Genomic DNA, 17,598 nt, shown 5'->3' with positions numbered 1-17,598 from the left:
GGCATGCCCTACGCCGCAGTCAACGGCACCGAGCTTCACTATCGTATCGACGGCGATCGTCACGGCCACGCGCCGTGGCTCGTGCTGTCGAATTCGCTCGGCTGCGATATGTCCATGTGGACGCCGCAGGTCGCGGCGTTGTCGAAGCACTTCCGCGTGCTGCGCTACGACACGCGCGGTCACGGTCATTCGGAAGCGCCGAAGGGTCCGTACACGATCGAGCAGCTGAGCGGCGACGTGCTCGGCCTGATGGATACGCTGAAGATCGCGCGCGCGAATTTCTGCGGCATATCGATGGGCGGCCTGACCGGCGTCGCACTCGCCGCGCGTCACGGCGACCGCTTCGAGCGCGTCGTGCTGTGCAACACGGCCGCGCGCATCGGCTCGCCGGAAGTGTGGGTGCCGCGTGCCGCGAAGGCGCGCAGCGAAGGCATGTTCGCGCTCGCCGACGCGGTGCTGCCGCGCTGGTTCACGGCAGACTTCATCGAGCGCGAGCCGGTCGTGCTGGCGATGATCCGCGACGTGTTCGTGCATACCGACAAGGAAGGCTACGCATCGAACTGCGACGCAATCGACGCGGCCGACCTGCGGCCCGAAACGCCGGGCATCAAACTGCCGACGCTCGTGATCAGCGGCACGCACGATCTGGCCGCCACGGCCGCGCAAGGCCGCGAACTTGCGCAGTCGATTCCGGGCGCGCGCTACGTCGAACTCAATGCCTCGCATATCTCCAACATCGAAAAGGCCGGTGAGTTCACGAAGACCGTACTCGACTTCCTGACGGAGGCAAAATGAACGACGAAGACCGTTACGAAGCCGGTATGGAGGTGCGTCGCGCGGTGCTGGGCAACGCGCACGTCGACCGTTCGCTCGCGAACCGCACCGAGCTGACCGAGGAGTTCCAGAACCTGATCACGCGTTACGCATGGGGCGAGATCTGGACGCGTGAAGGTCTGCCGCGTCATACGCGCAGCCTGCTGACGATCGCGATGATGGTGGCGTTGAATCGCAGCGAAGAACTCGCGCTGCACCTGCGTGCCGCCAAAAACAACGGCGTGACGCGCGAGCAGATCAAGGAAGTGCTGCTGCAGACCGCGATCTACTGCGGCGTGCCGGGGGCCAACTCCGCATTCCATCTGGCCGACAAGCTGTTTCGCGAGGATGATGCGGCGGCCGCGGCGGCGAAGTCGTAAAGACTGAGCACACGTAACTGGCCCTGCGCATCGCGCAGCGCGGCGATAAAGGCCGGGTGTCGAGCAGCGCATTGAGGTACTGGCGGTAGGAAGGGTTGCGGTAGCGGCCGGCCATTTCAGTTCGTCCATTCCGACCGGCCGCGACAGGTCAGGACTGTCTTGCGTTCAATGCAGGCCAGCGGGCCAGGGCAATGAACCACAGCAGAATGACGTTCACCACCGGAATGAAGGCGAGCAGCGACCAGGCGCCCGCATATCCCGCCTTCTTCAGGATCAGCCATAGCGGGATAATCTCCGCGATGACGACAACAAGAACAAACACCAGCCAGTGCCATATTGAAAGAGCGCCCACGCATACCTCCATTTTTTAAAGTTGACGGGCAGAGCTGAGTATAACGACGCACGGCTGACTCCTTTTTCAATATTTCCGGCTGCCATCGATGCCGCACACCCGCTGCGCTTTACGCGCGTAGTCCTGCAACGCGGTCAGTTTCCGTATGGTCGCATCCCCGTCGCTGGTGATACCGAGAAGATCGTCAGCAGCCGCTGCGTCAAGTCCGGCTGTACTGGCTCCATCTGCTCCAACCATCCGTTCGCATCCGACCGTGCGGGAGGCGGCCAGACACTTCCGCGCCACGCAGCTGGCCGTACTCGACGCGTGCGAAGACTGGGAGGGCGATGGTTACATGCGGCCCGCAACGGGCTTTCGCGCCGGAAGCGGTATCGGATCGATTGCCCGCCTTGGCGACTATCTCGTGGAAGCCTACAGATAGACCCGAACCAGACGTACAGGCCGCGCGGGCAAGGGGTGTAATGATTGAAACAGAGCGAGGCAGGGGCCTTATGACGCGCCGCTCGCAGGCAAAAAAAGACCCGCGCGATGCGGGTCCGGGTCTGAACTGGCGCGGTTCACTCGATATGCCTGTACCGAGTGTCCCCGCCGCCACGCTGCAACTGTTTCGAAACGATAAGAAACTGCTCGTCACTAATCGTACACTCCAGTTCGCCTATCTCGTACACAGCAACCAGCTTGATCTTATTTCCGTTTCGCTCCTCAAAGGTAATCTGATAGACCCCGCGCCACATTGGTTCGCCATCCTCATATTTACCGATCTTCTCGGACGCCAGTCGCACGGCCCTTGTTTTCGTAGCATCGAAATCCAGGGAGAGGATGTCAGTTTTTCTTAGCGCCATCTGGGCCACATAGGCCGGAAACCGGTCGCCGCATGGCGGGTATGGTCCGGGTTCCGCCAGGCATAGCGCGGGAAGGGATAGCAGCAGGACTCCAAAAGCGTGTTTCATGGATTCAAAGACCTCACTCTATCTGCTTGAACATTCTGTCAGCCTCGACTCTTGACAGCAAATGCTTCGAAACGACAAAAACCTCTACGGCACTCATTGAGCATTCAAATTCGCCAGCGTCGTTCACAGCAATCACCTTGACCTTGTTTCCGTTTTTTTCGTGAAAGGTGATGTGATAGACCTCACGCCACAACTGTTCGCCATCCTCATCTTTTCCTATTTTCTCGGACGCCAGTTGCACGGCTTGGGTTTTCGTATAGTCGATATTGCCAAGCATGCCAGCCTTTTTTAGTCTCCCCTCGGCTATGTTGGTCGGCCACCTGTCGCATTGGGGTTCTGGTTTAGATTCCGCGAGGCATAACGCGGGAAGGGATAGCAGCAGGACTACAAGAGTGCGCTTCATGGATGTACCACCCTAAGTATTCTGTCGCCACTGTTCCAGATTTGCTTGCGGTATGGCAAGTGCAGAACGATACATCCATTTGATGCGTTGCCGGGGTCAGTCTTGCTGTCGCCGTGGATCATGAAGCCGTCGCGCCCGCCCAAACTCGTTCCCGCAACAGGGTTGAGCCGCATCGAGAACGGTCCAGTTTTAGGGTGCGGAAACGGTGCCGTAATTTCATACAGACCGACGGGGATCGGTCCCAGGTCGCGGACATACTGGCTACCGTGTTTATTTTTGTGTACGCCCTTGCCTGCATATCCGTCATCGGTAATGAATTTGTCATCGTGATACAGCTCGCCGCTCGCATGTTTGTAAATCCACACCTTTGTTTTTTTCCTCATTGGTTGTACGAACCAACGATTACACCAGAGCATCTGGCTGCACACAATTTTTAAGATATACGTCAGTTTGATCTGCATCCGCGTATCGAGCCGACAGAGGCAAGTGCAATTGATCGCGAAAGATCACGGCGAATATGAGTATGGGGCCGATTCGTGGGGAAAACAGAACCACGCCGCAACGATTGCCGGAGCAACACAATGTAAAGAATGCGAATCAAAGCAACAAAAAAGAACGCGAAGAATGCAGCCGCAACGAACGTTCAAAACGCAGATGTGCAAAAGCCGGACGTTAAGAACGTCGGCGCAGTGAAGCCTCAAGCCACGAAAACCGCAGCAAACGAAAGCCGCAAAACGAAAACGCCTGTTACCGTTGTGAAGGAATGCGCGCCGTTCAGGATTGGTATCGAAGGAATCCGCACGGCATTCATTCGCGAATTCGGCGGGCGCCGATATTCTTTTATGCGGTAGTCGTCGCTACGACGCTCACCGGCGCCTGCACGCACACCGCGCGCAACACCGTCTCCTTGATCACCTCGCGCCAATGCGCGAGCGCCGCCTCGTCCATCAGCGGCTCGCCGAGAAACGCGCCGAGCGTGTACTGATTGGCGTTATAGAAATAGCCGAGCGACGCGATCATCAGATATACGTCGCGCGCCGCGATATCGGCGCGAAACACGTCCTGCGCGCGGCCCGCCTCCAATAGCCTCTGCACGACCGAAATCGCGTAGCCCGAAATCTCCTTGAGCTTCTGCGATTTTTTCGCATGCTTGCCCTGGTGCAGATTTTCGCTCGACAGCAGCGTCACGAACTCCGGGTGATCGAGGTAGTACTGCCAGACGAACTCGACCATCTGTTCGAGGCCATGCACCGGATCGCGCAGATCGAGATCGAGTTTGCTTTCCGCTTCGTTGAACTGCGTGTAGATCGTCTCCAACACTTCGATGAACAGCTGCTCCTTGCTGCCGAAGTAGTAATAGATCATCCGGTCGTGCGAACGCGCGGCCTTCGAAATACTTTCGATGCGGCCGCTTGCATAACCCTGCTTCGCGAACACCCTGATGGCCGCCTTCAGGATCTTGGCGCGCGTGTCCTGCGCCTGTTTCGCGCGGATACCGATGGCACCCGGCTTGCGGGCGGCGGTGGGGCTCATGACGGTCTCGGATCTCTTTGTCAGCGTAGTTTTGAACGGCGGGCGCACAGACTCAGCACGCCGATGCCGCATTGCACCATGATCCCGTTTGACGGAAAACACGTTGCACAGTCGATTTTGATCGAGTAGATTTCAATCGAGTTTGGTGTAGAAGATACTACATGAACGGTGAGTGACCGCAACATGAAAATGGGCGGCCCACGCGGAAATGCCCTGAAACCGGGACGATTCGCGCACCACGCAGCACCGCCAGCCATGTCGCGCCTGTGATGTCGTAGGGAACCCCACGATGACAGAACATACGAAGGTCGATTTCGGTGCAGAGAGTGTCGATCGCGATACCGCGTCGACGCCGGGGCCGACCGTGCTCGCAAAGTCGGCGCCGCGCAGCGAGCGCATGGCCTCGAACAAGATCGAATGCAATGCGTGTCCGGTGCTGTGCCAGATCTCGGAAGGGCGCACCGGCGCGTGCGACCGTTATGCGAATGCGGATGGGCGATTGATTCGCGTCGATCCAGTGGTGTTTCTGTCGCGTGCGAACGATGCCGACGCCGATCCGACAAATGCGGCGATCGAATTCGGCACAGCCCCCGCCGCGGACCCAGGCACCACCGAACCCGCGCTGTTCGTCACCGGCGTCGGTGCCTCCTCGACCTATCCCGACTACAAGCCCGCGCCGTTCATCGTCGCGTCGAAGCTCGACGACGTCGACATGGTCACCGTCGTCACCGAAGGCATCTTCAGCTATTGCAGCTTCAAGGTGAAGATCGACACCGACCGCTTTCTCGGCCCCGAACAGGCCAACGTGCGCTGTGACGGCGAGATCGTCGGTCACGTGAGCACGGCCGAATACGGCTCGCAGATGCTGAGCCTCGGCGGCGTCCATCATCTGACGGGCGGCAGCAAGAAAGAAGGCCGCGTGACCTGCGACATGATGCTCGCGCTCGGCAACAAGGAGGCGGTCGAGCTTGGTATCGACGGCGGCGCGAGTCTCGTGATTCGCGCCGGCGTCGCGCCGATCGTCGACGGTGTCGAGGAGCAGCGCATGCGGGTCGGCTGCGGCTCCGCGACGATCGGTATCTTCGCGAAGCAATGGTTCGGCCATGTCGATGAGGTGGTGGTCGTCGACGATCACATTACGGGCGTACTGACCGAGCACCAGGCGGGCCGCTGCCTCGGCATGACGCGCTCGGGACTCAAGATACGCGGCCGCAAATCGACGCCGGGCCGCTATTTCCAGGTTGCCAATCCTGGCACCGGTTGGGGGGGCACCGACATTCAGGACCCGCTCGCGATCGTCGAAGGATTCGATCCGTCGGTTGCGAAGCCGGGCATGCGCGTGCTGATGGTCTCGACGACCGGCGAACACGCGCAATGGTACGAACTCGACGCACAGCTCGTGCCGCGCATCGCGCCGATGCCCGACGCGGTGCGCCGCACGGTCGAGCGGATCGGCGAGAACTGCGAGCCGTCGCTCGCGACGGTGCTGTTTCTCGGCGGCGCGGGCGGCAGTCTGCGCGCCGGCGCGACCGAGAATCCGGTGCTGCTCACGCGCGCGATCAAGCGCAAGCTCGTCAACGTCACGTGCGGCGGCGCGCCGGCTTATGTGTGGCCGGGCGGCGGCATCACCGTGATGGTCGATGTGACGCGCATGCCGGACCGCTCGTTCGGCACGGTGCCGACACCGGCGCTCGTCGCGCCGATCGAATTCACGATGACGTACGACACGTACCGCGATCTCGGCGGCCACGTCGAGGCGGTGCGCTCGTTGCAGAGCGTGCTCGCGAGCGGGCCGACGCATACGGAAGGCGCGCCGCTCGCGCGGCGGACGCTGGCTCGCGATCCGGACAATCCGTGGCCGCCTGCAATGCCCGGTTAAGCACCCTGACCAAAAAATCACACGATGACCCCCACCCGAACCCGCCTCGACGAACACCGCTGGCATTGGCAGCACGGGCCGATCGACCTGATCCTCGGCGCCGACGGCGAGCCCGACGCGGTGCGTGCCGCATATGACGCATGCTGGGAGCGCTTCAGTCCTGTGCTGGAAGAGCTGGTCCGCGAATTGAACGTGCTTCGGCAACCAGTGCAGGCTGTGGCGGCACGACATGATTGCCCGCTTCGAGGGCCGGTCGCGACGCGTATGTGGCATGCGTGTCATCCGCATCGTTCGAGCTTCATCACGCCGATGGCCGCAGTCGCGGGCAGCGTCGCCGACGAACTGATCGCCGCGTTCGCGCGCGACGGCATCGCGCGTGCGTTCATCAACAACGGCGGCGACATCGCGCTGCACCTCGCGGCGGGGCAGACGTATCGCGTGGGCGTGTTGGCGGACCTCGCGCAAATCTCGGGCACGCGTTTCGCGCACGACCCCGCGCTCGACGCGCATCTGACGCTCGACGCTCGGCAGCCGATTCGCGGCGTCGCGACGAGCGGCTGGCGCGGCCGCAGCTTCAGTCTCGGCATCGCCGACAGCGTGACCGTGCTCGCGCGCGATGCCGCGAGCGCCGACGCCGCCGCGACGATGATCGCGAACGGGGTCGATCTCGACCATGCGGGAATCGTGCGGCGTCCGGCGTCGTCGCTGAAGGACGATAGCGATCTCGGCGATCTGCTGGTGACCGTCGACGTGCCGCGTCTGCCGCAGCCGCTGATCGATTTCGCGCTCGCGCGCGGCGTCGATGTCGCGAAGCGGTTGCGCGGCCAGGGTTTGATCGAAGGCGCCGCGCTGTTCCTGCAAGGACGAGCGCGGGTCACCGGCATCGACGATTCACGCGCGTTGTCCACCACGCGCGCTTCACTGACAACGGAGGCTCCGTGTTCGAAATACGCCGCGTGCTGACGCACGTCGAAGACATCTTCCACGAGTTCGGCCCCGCGCCCGCGCAGCCGCTCAGACGAGGCGCGATCGCCGCGGTGATGACGAATCCGTTCGCGGGCCGCTACGAGCCGAAAATCGAACACGCGATGGAAGCGCTGAAGCCGATCGGCTTCGAGATGGCGCAACGGCTGCTGACGGCGATGGCGGTGCCGCATGCGTCGATCGAAAGCTATGGGAAGGGCGCGATCGTCGGCGCGCGCGGGGAACTCGAGCACGGCGCGCTATGGCATGTGCCCGGCGGCTACGCGATGCGCGAGCTGCTCGAAAAGCACGGCGTGCCGACCCACGCGATCGTACCGTCGACGAAGAAGGTCGGCGCGCCGTCCACGGCGCTCGACGTGCCGCTCACGCATGTCAACGCGAGCTACGTGCGCAGCCACTTCGATGCGATCGAAGTACGCGTGCCCGGCGCGCCCGCCGCCGACGAGATCGTCTACATCCTCGTGATGAGCACGGGGCAGCGCGTGCATGCGCGGGTGGGCGGCCTCGCGAAAGAGGCGATCGTCGGCCAGGATGGCTTGCGCTGAAGCGGCGCGCGGCAACCATACAGCAAGGCAACGAAACTCGGAGAGCGCAAATGGCAATCAGGCTTCGCAAGCTGGTCGTGCAGGTCGACGAAACACGCATCGAAATGGGCCAGACCGTCGAGCCGCCCGCGCGCCGCGCGGTCGCGATCGCGGTGATCGATAATCCGTATGCGGGCCGCTATGAGGCGAAGCTCGACGCGCTGATCGAAGCTGGCGAGGAACTCGGCGCGCTGCTCGGCAAGCGCTGCGTCGAGGCGTTGGGCATCGCGCCCGGGGAGGCGCAAAGCTACGGCAAGGCGGCGATCGTCGGCGAGGCGGGCGAGCTCGAACATGCGGCCGCGATCCTGCATCCGAAGCTCGGCGCGCCGCTGCGCGCGGCGGTCGAAAAGGGCGCGGCGCTGGTGCCGTCGGCGAAGAAGATCGGCACGCTCGGCACCGCGATCGACGTGCCGCTCGGCCACAAGGACGCCGCCTACGTGCGCAGCCATTTCGACGCGATCGAGGCGCGCGTGGCCGATGCGCCGCGCGCGAACGAAATCGTCGTGGCGGTCGCGGTGACCGCGTCGGGCCGGCCGCTGCCGCGCATCGGCGGCTTGCAGGCGAACGAGATCAAAGGCGAGGACGGCCTGCGCTGAGCGATCGTTTTTTTCAGCCGCCTGTTTGCCGTCGCTTGTTTTGCGGGTTGTTTCGCTGGTAGTGTCCTGCCGTTGACGCGGGCGCGCATGGTGCCGCCCGCGCCGCAACGTCCGCCGATCGGGCCGCTGCGCATGTTGCGCGCGCGCCGTTCGGCGAGCTGCCGAGGGTCGCGATGCTTTCGAATCTGCTGGTACAACTGGTCAATGGACTCGCCGACGCGTCGACGCTGTTTCTGGTCGCCGCCGGTTTGTCGTTGATCTTCGGCGTGACGCGCATCGTCAACTTTGCGCACGGCTCGTTCTATATGTTCGGCATTTACGTCGCGTATAGCATCGCGAGCCGCTTTGGCCACACGGCGGGCGGCTTCTGGCTGTCGGTGCTCGCCGCCGCGCTCGCGGTCGCGGTGTTGGGCGCGCTCGTCGAGATCGTCGTGTTGCGGCGGATCTATCAGGCGCCGGAGTTATTCCATCTGCTCGCCACGTTTGCGCTCGTGCTGATCTTTCGCGACGCCGCGCTATGGCTTTGGGGCCCGGAGGATCTGTTCGGCCCGCGCGCGCCGCATCTCGCGGGCGCGGTCGACTTTCTCGGCCATCCGCTGCCCACGTACGACATCGCGCTGATCGTGATCGGTCCGGTCGTCTTGCTGCTGCTGTGGTACGCGTTGACGCGCACGCGTTGGGGCACGCTCGTGCGCGCCGCGACGCAGGATCGCGAGATGCTCGGCGCGCTCGGCATCAATCAGGCGTGGCTGTTTACCGGCGTGTTCTTCGTCGGCGCGTTTCTCGCGGGACTCGGCGGCGCGCTGCAAGGGCCGCGCATGTCGGCGAACCTGTCGCTCGACCTCGAGACGATCGGCAATGCGTTCGTGGTCGTCGTGGTCGGTGGCATGGGTTCGATTCCGGGCGCATTCGTCGCGGCGTTGCTGATCGCCGAGATCAAGGCGCTGTGCATCGGTATCGGGCACGTGACGATCTTCGGCATCGGTTTATCGCTGAGCCGCTTCACGCTGGTGGCCGAATTCGTCGTGATGGCGGTCGTGCTGGTGGTGCGGCCTTGGGGTCTGCTCGGCCGCGCGAGCGCCGCGGTGCGCGCGATGGGTACGCCGGAAACGCCATTGCGTCCGGCGGGCAGGCGTCTGAAGAGGCTGGCCGCCTTCGTGTTGCTGGTGCTGGTTCTGGCACCGCTCGCGGCCAACGCGTTTCCGTATATGCCGGTGCTGCTGGTTGAAATCCTGATTGCGGTGCTGTTCGCGGCGAGTCTGCATTTCATCATGGGTCCGGGCGGCCTGCATTCGTTTGGCCATGCCGCGTACTTTGGACTTGGCGCTTACGGCGCGGCGCTGTTTCTCAAAGTGCTGAATCTGCCGATGGAAGCCGCGTTGCTGCTCGGGCCACTGCTCGCGGTGGTGGGCGCGCTCGTGTTCGGCTGGTTCTGCGTGCGCCTGTCCGGTGTCTATCTGGCGATGCTGACGCTCGCGTTCGCGCAGATCGTCTGGTCGGTCGTGTTCCAGTGGGACGACGTGACGGGCGGCAGCAACGGCATTCTCGGTCTATGGCCGTCGAACTGGCTGTCTTCGCCGGTCGCGTTCTACTACCTGACGCTCGCGTGCGCGGTGCTCGGCGTGTGGCTGCTGCGCCGCATGCTGTTCTCGCCGCTCGGCTATGCGATGCGCGCGTCGCGCGATTCCGCGCTACGCGCCGAGGCGATCGGCATCGACGTGAAGCGGGTTCAGTGGGCGTCGTTCGTGATCGCGGCGCTGTTCTGCGGACTCGCCGGATCGCTGTACGCGTTTTCGAAGGGCAACATCTCGCCCGAAGTGATCAGCGTGAGCCGCTCGGTCGATGGCCTCGTGATGGTGCTGCTCGGCGGCTTGCAGACGTTGAGCGGGCCGATCGTCGGCGCGGCCGTGTTTACGTGGCTGCAGGACACGGTCGCGCGACAGACCGACTACTGGCAGGCGCTGCTCGGCCTCGCGATCCTGCTGCTGGTGATCGCGTTTCCGCAGGGTATCGTCGGCTTCATTCGCGAGCGTTTCGGCGAGGCGAACGGCGATCAGGCCGACAAGACCAACGGCGGCGCCGCGTCGCCGTCGCAACGGGCCGCCGCGGTCAAGGAGGGGCTATGAGCCTGCTGCGCGTAAGCGGTCTGTCGAGATCGTTCGGAGGACTGAAGGCGGTCGATAACGTTTCGTTCGATCTCGAAGCGGGTCAACTGCTGGCGCTGCTCGGCCCCAACGGCGCGGGCAAATCGACTTGTTTCAACATGGTCAACGGCCAGTTGCAGCCGTCGTCGGGATCAATTCTGCTCGACGGTCATGAACTCGTCGGCATGCGGCCGCGCGATATCTGGCGGCGCGGCGTCGGCCGCACGTTCCAGATCGCCGCGACGTTCAACTCGATGACGGTGCTCGAAAACGTGCAAATGGCGCTGGTGTCGCGCGAGAAAAAGACCTTCGGCCTCTGGAAGCCAGCGGGCTCGCACCATGCCGACGAAGCGTTCACGCTGCTCGAACAGGTCGGCATGGGCGCGCACGCGAAGCGCGCGTGCGGCGTGCTCGCGTATGGCGACGTGAAGCGCGTCGAGCTTGCGATCGCGCTCGCGAACCGGCCAAAGCTGCTGTTGATGGACGAACCGACCGCCGGCATGGCGCCGAAGGAGCGCAACGAATTGATGGCGTTGACCAGGCGTCTGGTGACCGAACACAAGATCGGCGTGCTGTTCACCGAACACAGCATGGACGTCGTATTCGCGTACGCCGACCGGATGATCGTGCTCGCGCGCGGCAAGCTGATCGCCGAAGGCGACGCCGACACGATCCGCAACGACGCACGCGTGCAGGAGGTCTATTTCGGCACCGGCAAGACGTTCCGGCCGCACGCGCCACTGCAAGACGCGTCGGGCAGCGCGCGGGATCGTGGAGCATTGCAATGAGCGAACCGATGCTGAAAGTCTCCGGCCTCAATGCGTTCTACGGTCGCGCGCACATCCTGTTCGACGTCGGCCTCGAAGTCGGCCGCGGCGAGGTGGTCGCGCTGATGGGCCGCAACGGCGCCGGCAAATCGACGACGATGAAAGCGGTGATGGGACTGCTGCCGCGCCGCCACGGTGAAGTGACGTTTCGCGGCCAGAACATCAGCGCGCTCGCGCCGTACAAGATCGCGCGCATGGGCGTTGGTTTCGTGCCCGAGGACCGCCGCGTGTTCGCGGACCTGACGGTGATGGAAAACCTCGACACGGGCCGCCAGCCGCCGCGCGAAGGCGCGCCGCAATGGACGCCCGACAAGCTGTTCCACCTGTTTCCGAATCTCGGCGAAATGCCGAAGCGCCCCGGCGGCCAGATGAGCGGCGGCGAGCAGCAGATGCTGACCGTGTCGCGCACGCTAATGGGCAATCCGTATCTGGTGCTGCTCGACGAACCGTCCGAAGGCGTCGCGCCGGTGATCGTCGAGCAGATGGCGAACATGATTCTCGAACTGAAACGCGAAGGGCTATCCATTCTGTTATCCGAACAGAATCTGCACTTCGCCGAGCTGGTCAGCGACCGCGCGTATGTGCTCGAGAAAGGGCAGATCCGTTTCAGCGGGACGATCGGCGAACTCGCACGGAACGAAACAGTGAGGCGCGCTTATCTGAGCGTGTGAATTCATCGGGTAGTGTCGGCGAAAGGAGAGGCAGATGGCGGCAGAGACGTTGACAGGCTTGTCGGGCAAGGTCGCGGTAACGAACATCGGGCTGCTGCTGTCGGGCGATATCGATCAGCCGATTCTCGACGCGGACACGCTGGTGATCGACGACGGCGTGATCGTCGCGCTCGGCCGCGAGAAAGACTGCGATCTCGAAGGCGCGCGCACGACGGTCGACTGCAAGGGCACGACGGTCGCCCCGGGCCTGATCGACTCGCACGTGCATCCGGTGTTCGGCGACTGGACGCCGCGCCAGAATCAGCTCGGCTGGATCGAGTCGAATCTGAACGGCGGTGTGACGACGATGATCTCGGCCGGCGAAGTGCATTTGCCTGGCCGTCCGAAAGACGTGCTCGGCGTGAAGGCGCTCGCGATCACCGCGCAGCGCTCGTTCGACGGCATGCGCGCGGCCGGCGTCGGCGGCGGCGTCAAGGTGCTGGCGGGCGCGCCGGTGATCGAGAAGGGCATGGTCGAGCAGGACTTCAAGGAGCTGTCCGAAGCCGGTGTGAAGCTGCTCGGCGAAGTCGGCCTCGGCAGCGTGAAGGGCGGCGAGGAAGCGCAACAGATGGTCGCGTGGGCGCGCAAGTACGGTATCCAGAGCACGATTCACACGGGCGGTCCGTCGATTCCGGGCTCCGGCCTGATCGATCGGGACGTGGTGCTCGCCGCCGATGCCGATGTGATCGGCCACGTCAATGGCGGCCATACGTCGCTGTCGTACCGGCACGTGTGCGATCTGTGCGAGCAGTCGAGCCGCGCGCTCGAAATCGTCCACAACGGCAACGAGCGGATCGCGTTGCTGACCGCGCGCCATGCGATCGAACTGAAATGCCCGCACCGGATCATTCTCGGCACCGATAGCCCGGCCGGCTCCGGCGTGCAACCGCTCGGCATTCTGCGCATGATCGCGCTGATCTCGAGCCTCGCCGACGTCCCCGCCGAAATCGCGTTCTGCTTTGCGACCGGCAATACCGCACGGCAGCGCCACCTGCGCCAGGGGCTGATCGAGGTGGGCCGTCCCGCCGATCTCGTGTTCATGGACCGCGCGCAGCATACGGCCGCCGACACGCTGCTCGAAAGCGTGCAGCTCGGCGATATTCCGGGTGTGGGGATGGTGATGATCGATGGTCTGATCCGCTGCCGGCGCAGCCGCAATACGCCGCCCGCGACCGAAGTGCCGGTGGTGCTGTGAAAGCGCGGCACGACAGGGTGCTCGCATCATGATGAACCGCGCCGCGCAGCTCGTGCTGAAGGTGAACGGCGCAACGCATGTGGTCAGCGCGGCGGCGCAGACACCGCTGCTCTACTTGCTGCGCAACGATCTCGCGCTGAACGGGCCGAAGTTCGGTTGCGGTCTCGGCGAATGCGGCGCCTGCACCGTGCTGCTCGACGGCATGCCGACGCGCGCCTGCGTGACGACCGCCGAAGTCGCGCTGGGCCGCGAGATCACGACGCTCGAAGGGCTCGGCACGCGCACCGCGTTGCATCCGGTGCAGCAGGCGTTCATCGACGAACAGGCCGCGCAATGCGGCTACTGCCTGAACGGCATGATCATGACCGCGAAGGCGCTGCTCGATCGCGATCCGCATCCGAGCGTCGCGACGATCCAGCGCGAGTTGTCGCGCAATCTGTGTCGTTGCGGCACGCATGTCGAGATCGTGCGCGCGGTGCAGCGCGCGGCGCAATTGCTCGACGCGCAAACGGACGTGGACGACGGAGCGCGCGTATGACCGGGCCGGACTTCAGCGTCGATCGTCGTGGCGCGACGCCGTCGCGCAAGCAGTTGTACGACGCGCACAGCGTGCTGATCGTCGCGCGGCCGCCGCATGCACCGGTCAAGGCCGCGCGCGGCCAGCCGGGTTCGCGTTCTTCGCTCGTGCCGACCGAGGCGGATCTGTTTCTGGTCGTGCGAGACGATGGCAGCGTGGTCGCGTTCAACGGTCACGTGGACCTGGGCACCGGCATCGGCACCGCGCTCGCGCAGATCGTTGCGGAAGAACTCGATGTGCCGCTGACGCGTGTGTCGATCGTGCTCGGCCATACCGGCGAAACGCCGAACCAGGGACCGACGATCGCCAGCGCGACGATCCAGATTTCGGCGGTGCCGCTGCGGCAGGCGGCGGCGCAAGCGCGTCAGTATCTGGTCGCGCAAGCGGCCGCGCGCCTGAATGTAGAAGCGAACGATCTCGACGTGCAGGACAGCCGCGTGTTTCCACGCGATGGCGACCCGGCGCAGGGCATTCACTATGGCGAGCTGATCAAAGGCCAGCGTGTCGAACTGCTGCTGTCGGCCGATGCGCCGTTGAAACCGCCGCACACGTATCGCGTCGTCGGTAAAAGCGCGCCGCGTGTCGACATTCCCGCGAAGGCGACCGGTGAGCTGAGCTTCGTGCACGATGTGCGCGTGCCCGGCATGCTGCATGGACGCGTGGTGCGGCCGCCTTATGCGGGCGTCGCGCAGGGTGAGTTCATCGGGCATAGCCTGCTGGAAGTGAACGAAGCGGCGATTCGCAATTTGCCTGGCATCGTCAAGGTGGTCGTGATTCGCGATTTCGTCGGCGTCGTCGCCGAGCGTGAGGAGATTGCGCAACAGGCGGCGCAGCGGCTCGACGTGCGCTGGAAAACGGTCGATGGCCTGCCGCCGCTCGACACGAGCGAGCAGGTCGAAGCGGCGTTGCGCGCGAATCCGGCGACGCGGCGCGATCTGGTGATCGAAGGCGACGTGGATGCGGCGTTCGCGCAAGACCCGTCGCGCATGTTGGAACGCACTTACGTGTGGCCGTTCCAGATGCACGCATCGATCGGCCCGTCGTGCGCGGTCGCGGACTATCGCAACGGAGACGGCGACGACACGAAGCTGAAAATCTGGTCCGGCACGCAGAACCCGCATTCGCTGCGCGCCGACCTCGCGTTATTGCTGACACTCGACGAAGCGCGCATCGACATCGTGCGGATGGATGCGGCGGGCTGCTACGGACGAAATTGCGCTGACGACGTCGCCGCCGACGCCGCGCTGCTGTCGCGCGCGGTCGGCGCGCCGGTGCGCGTGCAGCTATCGCGCGAGGACGAACACGCGTGGGAACCGAAGGGCGCCGCGCAACTGATGGACGTACGCGGCGCGCTCACCGCCGAAGGCGAACTGGCCGCCTACGACTTTGCGACGCGCTATCCGTCGAACGACGCCCCCACGCTCGCGCTGCTGCTGACCGGCACGATTCCCGCGCAGCCGCAGGTGTTCGAGATGGGCGACCGCACGGCCGTGCCGCCGTACGACTATCGCAGCATGCGCATCGTCTGCGACGACACGCCGCCGATCGTGCGCGCCGCGTGGCTGCGCGGTGTGTCTGCGTTGCCGAACACGTTCGCGCACGAGTCGTTCATCGACGAACTGGCCGAGCAGGCCGGCGTCGATCCGGTCGAATTCCGCCTCAGGCATCTGACCGATCCGCGCGCGATCGACCTCGTCAAGGCGGTCGCGGCGAAAGCCGGGTGGGAACCGCGCGAACCTGCGTTCAGAACGCGCGGCGAGGACGACGAAGACGGCAACATCGCGCGCGGCCGCGGCATCGCGTACGCACGCTACGTGCACAGCAGATTCCCGGGGTTCGGCGCCGCATGGTCCGCGTGGGTCGCCGACGTCGAAGTCGATCGCAACAGCGGCGAACTGGCGGTCACGCGCGTCGTGGTCGGCCAGGACACCGGCACGATGGTCAATCCCGATGGCGTGCGTCACCAGATTCACGGCAACGTGATCCAGACGACGAGCCGCGCGCTGAAGGAGCAGGTCAGGTTCGGCGACAACGCGGTGACGAGCCAGGAGTGGGGCGCGTATCCGATCCTGACGTTCCGCGAAGTGCCGGTGATCGACGTCGTGATGATGCCGCGCCACGGCGAGCCGCCGATGGGCGCGGGCGAGTCGGCGTCGCTGCCCGGCGCGGCCGCCATCGCCAACGCGCTGTACGACGCGACGGGGGTGCGTTTCCGTCGCCCGCCGTTCACGCCGGAAAAGATCCGCGCCGCGCTCGCCGACGCGCAGGCGGAAGACGCGGCGGCGGCGCGCAGGAAAAAGCGCTGGCGGCGCGGCTTTTTCGGCTGGTTGGCCGCGGGCGCGGTCGGCTGGCTTGGCGCGCTGTCGTTCGCCTCGGTTTCCAGCGCGCCGCTTGCGCCGATCACGCCGCCGCTTGCAAGCGCGTTTGCGCCGGAACTGGTCGCGCGCGGCAAGCTGCTCGCGTCGCTCGGCAATTGCGCGATTTGCCATACCGCCCACAACGGCGTGCCGAACGCCGGCGGCAAGCCGCTCGCGACCCCGTTCGGCATCGTCTACAGCACCAACCTCACGCCCGACGGCCAGACCGGGATCGGCCACTGGTCGCTCGAAGCGTTCGTGCGCGCGATGCGGCACGGCATCAGCCGCGACGGTCATCGGCTGTATCCGGCGTTTCCGTACACGTCGTTCCAGAACATTTCCGATGACGATCTGCACGCGCTCTACGCGTATCTGATGTCGCAAACGCCGGTGCGCAGCCGGCCGCCCGAAACGAAGCTCGCGTTTCCTTTCAGCGTGCGTCCGCTGATGGCTGCATGGAACGGCCTGTTTCTCGGCCGCACCGCGTTTACCGCCAACCCCGCGCAGAGCGCGCAATGGAATCGCGGCGCGTATCTGGTGAATGGCCTTGGCCATTGCAGCGCGTGCCACACGCCGCGCAACGCGTTCGGCGCCGAGAAAACCGGCGCGGCGTTCATGGGCGGAGGCAGCGCCGAGGGCTGGGAAGCGCCCGCGCTGTCGGCGTTGTCGAATGCGCCGGTGCCGTGGAGCGAGGACGAACTGTTCCGCTATCTGCGCGACGGTCACGCGCCGTTGCACGGCGTCGCGGCCGGGCCGATGGCGCCGGTGATCGGCGATCTGGCGGCGCTGCCCGACAGCGATATCCGCGCGATGGCCGTCTATCTCGCGTCGCTCAATCCGCTGGAGCCGAACGCCGATCCGGCCGCAACCGCGCGCGAATACGAACAGGCCAGCGCGATGACGGGCGCGCCGGTCACGGCGGGTGCGCGGCTTTTCGACGGCGCGTGCGCCGCGTGCCATCACGCTGGCAGCGGACCTCAGTTGTTCGGCGCACATCCGTCGCTGGCGCTGAACACGAACCTGCACGGCGCGACGCCGGACAACCTGATTCGCGTGATTCTCGACGGCATCGGCTCGCCTGCGCGGCCCGAACTCGGTACGATGCCGGCTTACCGCGACAGTTTCAACGACGCCCAGGTCGCCGAGCTCGTGTCGTTCCTGCGCGCGCAGTTCGCGGGCGGCAAGCCGGCATGGCAGGACGTCGCCGCGAACGTGGCCAGAATCCGCGCGGAACCGCGCGAGCAATGAGCCGCCAGCCGTCGTCCGAAGGTGCGCAGGTCCACGCGCTTGCACGTCCTCACGTTCGCATGTCTG

18 protein-coding genes are annotated in these 17,598 nt (G+C 64.8%); 13 read left to right on the top strand and 5 right to left on the bottom strand.

Features of this window, described 5'->3' with window-relative positions:
• The first annotated feature begins 3 nt into the window (after positions 1–3).
• Positions 4–795 carry a 3-oxoadipate enol-lactonase gene (gene pcaD, locus OKW29_RS15305; RefSeq protein ID WP_090807263.1) on the top strand — a complete coding sequence of 264 codons (792 nt, stop codon included), beginning with the start codon at positions 4–6 and terminating at the stop codon, positions 793–795.
• Entirely contained in the window at positions 792–1,193 is a 402-nt protein-coding gene (pcaC, locus tag OKW29_RS15300) for a 4-carboxymuconolactone decarboxylase (protein WP_429291635.1), read from the top strand. The genes pcaD and pcaC overlap by 4 nt, the downstream gene beginning before the upstream one ends.
• 148 nt (positions 1,194–1,341) lie before the next feature.
• Here pcaC and OKW29_RS15295 read toward each other — a convergent pair whose 3' ends face one another.
• From OKW29_RS15295 to OKW29_RS15280, 4 genes are all read right to left on the bottom strand, one after another.
• The gene (locus OKW29_RS15295; protein ID WP_008922557.1) at positions 1,342–1,545 is read right to left on the bottom strand and encodes a hypothetical protein; all 204 of its coding nucleotides are present in this window, start codon (positions 1,543–1,545) and stop codon (positions 1,342–1,344) included.
• Positions 1,546–2,102: 557 nt separating this feature from the next.
• Positions 2,103–2,495: a hypothetical protein gene (locus OKW29_RS15290; RefSeq protein WP_429291634.1), complete on the bottom strand. Its 393-nt coding sequence runs from the start codon at positions 2,493–2,495 to the stop codon at positions 2,103–2,105.
• A 13-nt stretch (positions 2,496–2,508) separates the two neighbouring features.
• On the bottom strand, positions 2,509–2,898 hold the full coding sequence (locus OKW29_RS15285; RefSeq protein ID WP_429291633.1) for a hypothetical protein: 390 nt from the start codon (positions 2,896–2,898) through the stop codon (positions 2,509–2,511).
• Entirely contained in the window at positions 2,895–3,359 is a 465-nt protein-coding gene (locus OKW29_RS15280) for a tlde1 domain-containing protein (RefSeq protein WP_429291632.1), read from the bottom strand. The genes OKW29_RS15285 and OKW29_RS15280 overlap by 4 nt, the downstream gene beginning before the upstream one ends.
• 129 nt (positions 3,360–3,488) lie before the next feature.
• On the opposite strand from OKW29_RS15280, the gene OKW29_RS15275 reads away from it, so the two are divergent.
• Positions 3,489–3,749 (top strand): hypothetical protein, encoded by a 261-nt coding sequence (locus OKW29_RS15275; RefSeq protein WP_429291631.1) that lies wholly within the window; start codon positions 3,489–3,491, stop codon positions 3,747–3,749.
• Here OKW29_RS15275 and OKW29_RS15270 read toward each other — a convergent pair.
• Entirely contained in the window at positions 3,739–4,431 is a 693-nt protein-coding gene (locus OKW29_RS15270; RefSeq protein ID WP_429291630.1) for a TetR family transcriptional regulator, read from the bottom strand. The two genes, OKW29_RS15275 and OKW29_RS15270, sit on opposite strands and share 11 nt — an antisense overlap.
• A gap of 289 nt (positions 4,432–4,720) precedes the next feature.
• On the opposite strand from OKW29_RS15270, the gene OKW29_RS15265 reads away from it, so the two are divergent.
• The 10 genes from OKW29_RS15265 to OKW29_RS15220 all read left to right on the top strand — a co-directional run bounded on the left by OKW29_RS15265 (position 4,721) and on the right by OKW29_RS15220 (position 17,532).
• Complete coding sequence (locus OKW29_RS15265) at positions 4,721–6,310, top strand: 6-hydroxynicotinate reductase (protein WP_429291629.1); 1,590 nt, start codon at positions 4,721–4,723, stop codon at positions 6,308–6,310.
• 24 nt (positions 6,311–6,334) lie between these two features.
• Positions 6,335–7,273: a UPF0280 family protein gene (locus OKW29_RS15260; protein ID WP_429291628.1), complete on the top strand. Its 939-nt coding sequence runs from the start codon at positions 6,335–6,337 to the stop codon at positions 7,271–7,273.
• Positions 7,249–7,839, top strand: coding sequence for an amino acid synthesis family protein (locus tag OKW29_RS15255; RefSeq protein ID WP_429291627.1), 591 nt, complete (start codon positions 7,249–7,251; stop codon positions 7,837–7,839). Before OKW29_RS15260 ends, OKW29_RS15255 begins: the two co-directional genes overlap by 25 nt.
• A 50-nt stretch (positions 7,840–7,889) precedes the next feature.
• Positions 7,890–8,474: an amino acid synthesis family protein gene (locus OKW29_RS15250; RefSeq protein ID WP_184024981.1), complete on the top strand. Its 585-nt coding sequence runs from the start codon at positions 7,890–7,892 to the stop codon at positions 8,472–8,474.
• 173 nt (positions 8,475–8,647) lie between these two features.
• The gene (locus OKW29_RS15245; protein WP_429291626.1) at positions 8,648–10,600 is read left to right on the top strand and encodes an ABC transporter permease; all 1,953 of its coding nucleotides are present in this window, start codon (positions 8,648–8,650) and stop codon (positions 10,598–10,600) included.
• On the top strand, positions 10,597–11,406 hold the full coding sequence (locus OKW29_RS15240) for an ABC transporter ATP-binding protein (RefSeq protein ID WP_429291625.1): 810 nt from the start codon (positions 10,597–10,599) through the stop codon (positions 11,404–11,406). The genes OKW29_RS15245 and OKW29_RS15240 overlap by 4 nt, the downstream gene beginning before the upstream one ends.
• Positions 11,403–12,116, top strand: a complete 714-nt coding sequence (locus OKW29_RS15235) for an ABC transporter ATP-binding protein (RefSeq protein ID WP_187618683.1) — start codon at positions 11,403–11,405, stop codon at positions 12,114–12,116. Before OKW29_RS15240 ends, OKW29_RS15235 begins: the two co-directional genes overlap by 4 nt.
• Before the next feature lie 34 nt (positions 12,117–12,150).
• The gene (locus OKW29_RS15230; protein ID WP_090807235.1) at positions 12,151–13,350 is read left to right on the top strand and encodes an amidohydrolase family protein; all 1,200 of its coding nucleotides are present in this window, start codon (positions 12,151–12,153) and stop codon (positions 13,348–13,350) included.
• Between the two features lie 31 nt (positions 13,351–13,381).
• On the top strand, positions 13,382–13,888 hold the full coding sequence (locus OKW29_RS15225; RefSeq protein ID WP_090807233.1) for a (2Fe-2S)-binding protein: 507 nt from the start codon (positions 13,382–13,384) through the stop codon (positions 13,886–13,888).
• Positions 13,885–17,532 carry a molybdopterin cofactor-binding domain-containing protein gene (locus OKW29_RS15220; RefSeq protein ID WP_429291624.1) on the top strand — a complete coding sequence of 1,216 codons (3,648 nt, stop codon included), beginning with the start codon at positions 13,885–13,887 and terminating at the stop codon, positions 17,530–17,532. Before OKW29_RS15225 ends, OKW29_RS15220 begins: the two co-directional genes overlap by 4 nt.
• Positions 17,533–17,598: the final 66 nt, after the last annotated feature.

Source organism: Paraburkholderia sp. CI3, assembly GCF_050436505.1.
Taxonomy (GTDB): domain Bacteria; phylum Pseudomonadota; class Gammaproteobacteria; order Burkholderiales; family Burkholderiaceae; genus Paraburkholderia; species Paraburkholderia tuberum.
The sequence above is the reverse complement of the archived record's forward strand: the minus strand, read 5'-3'. Positions and strand labels throughout refer to the sequence as shown.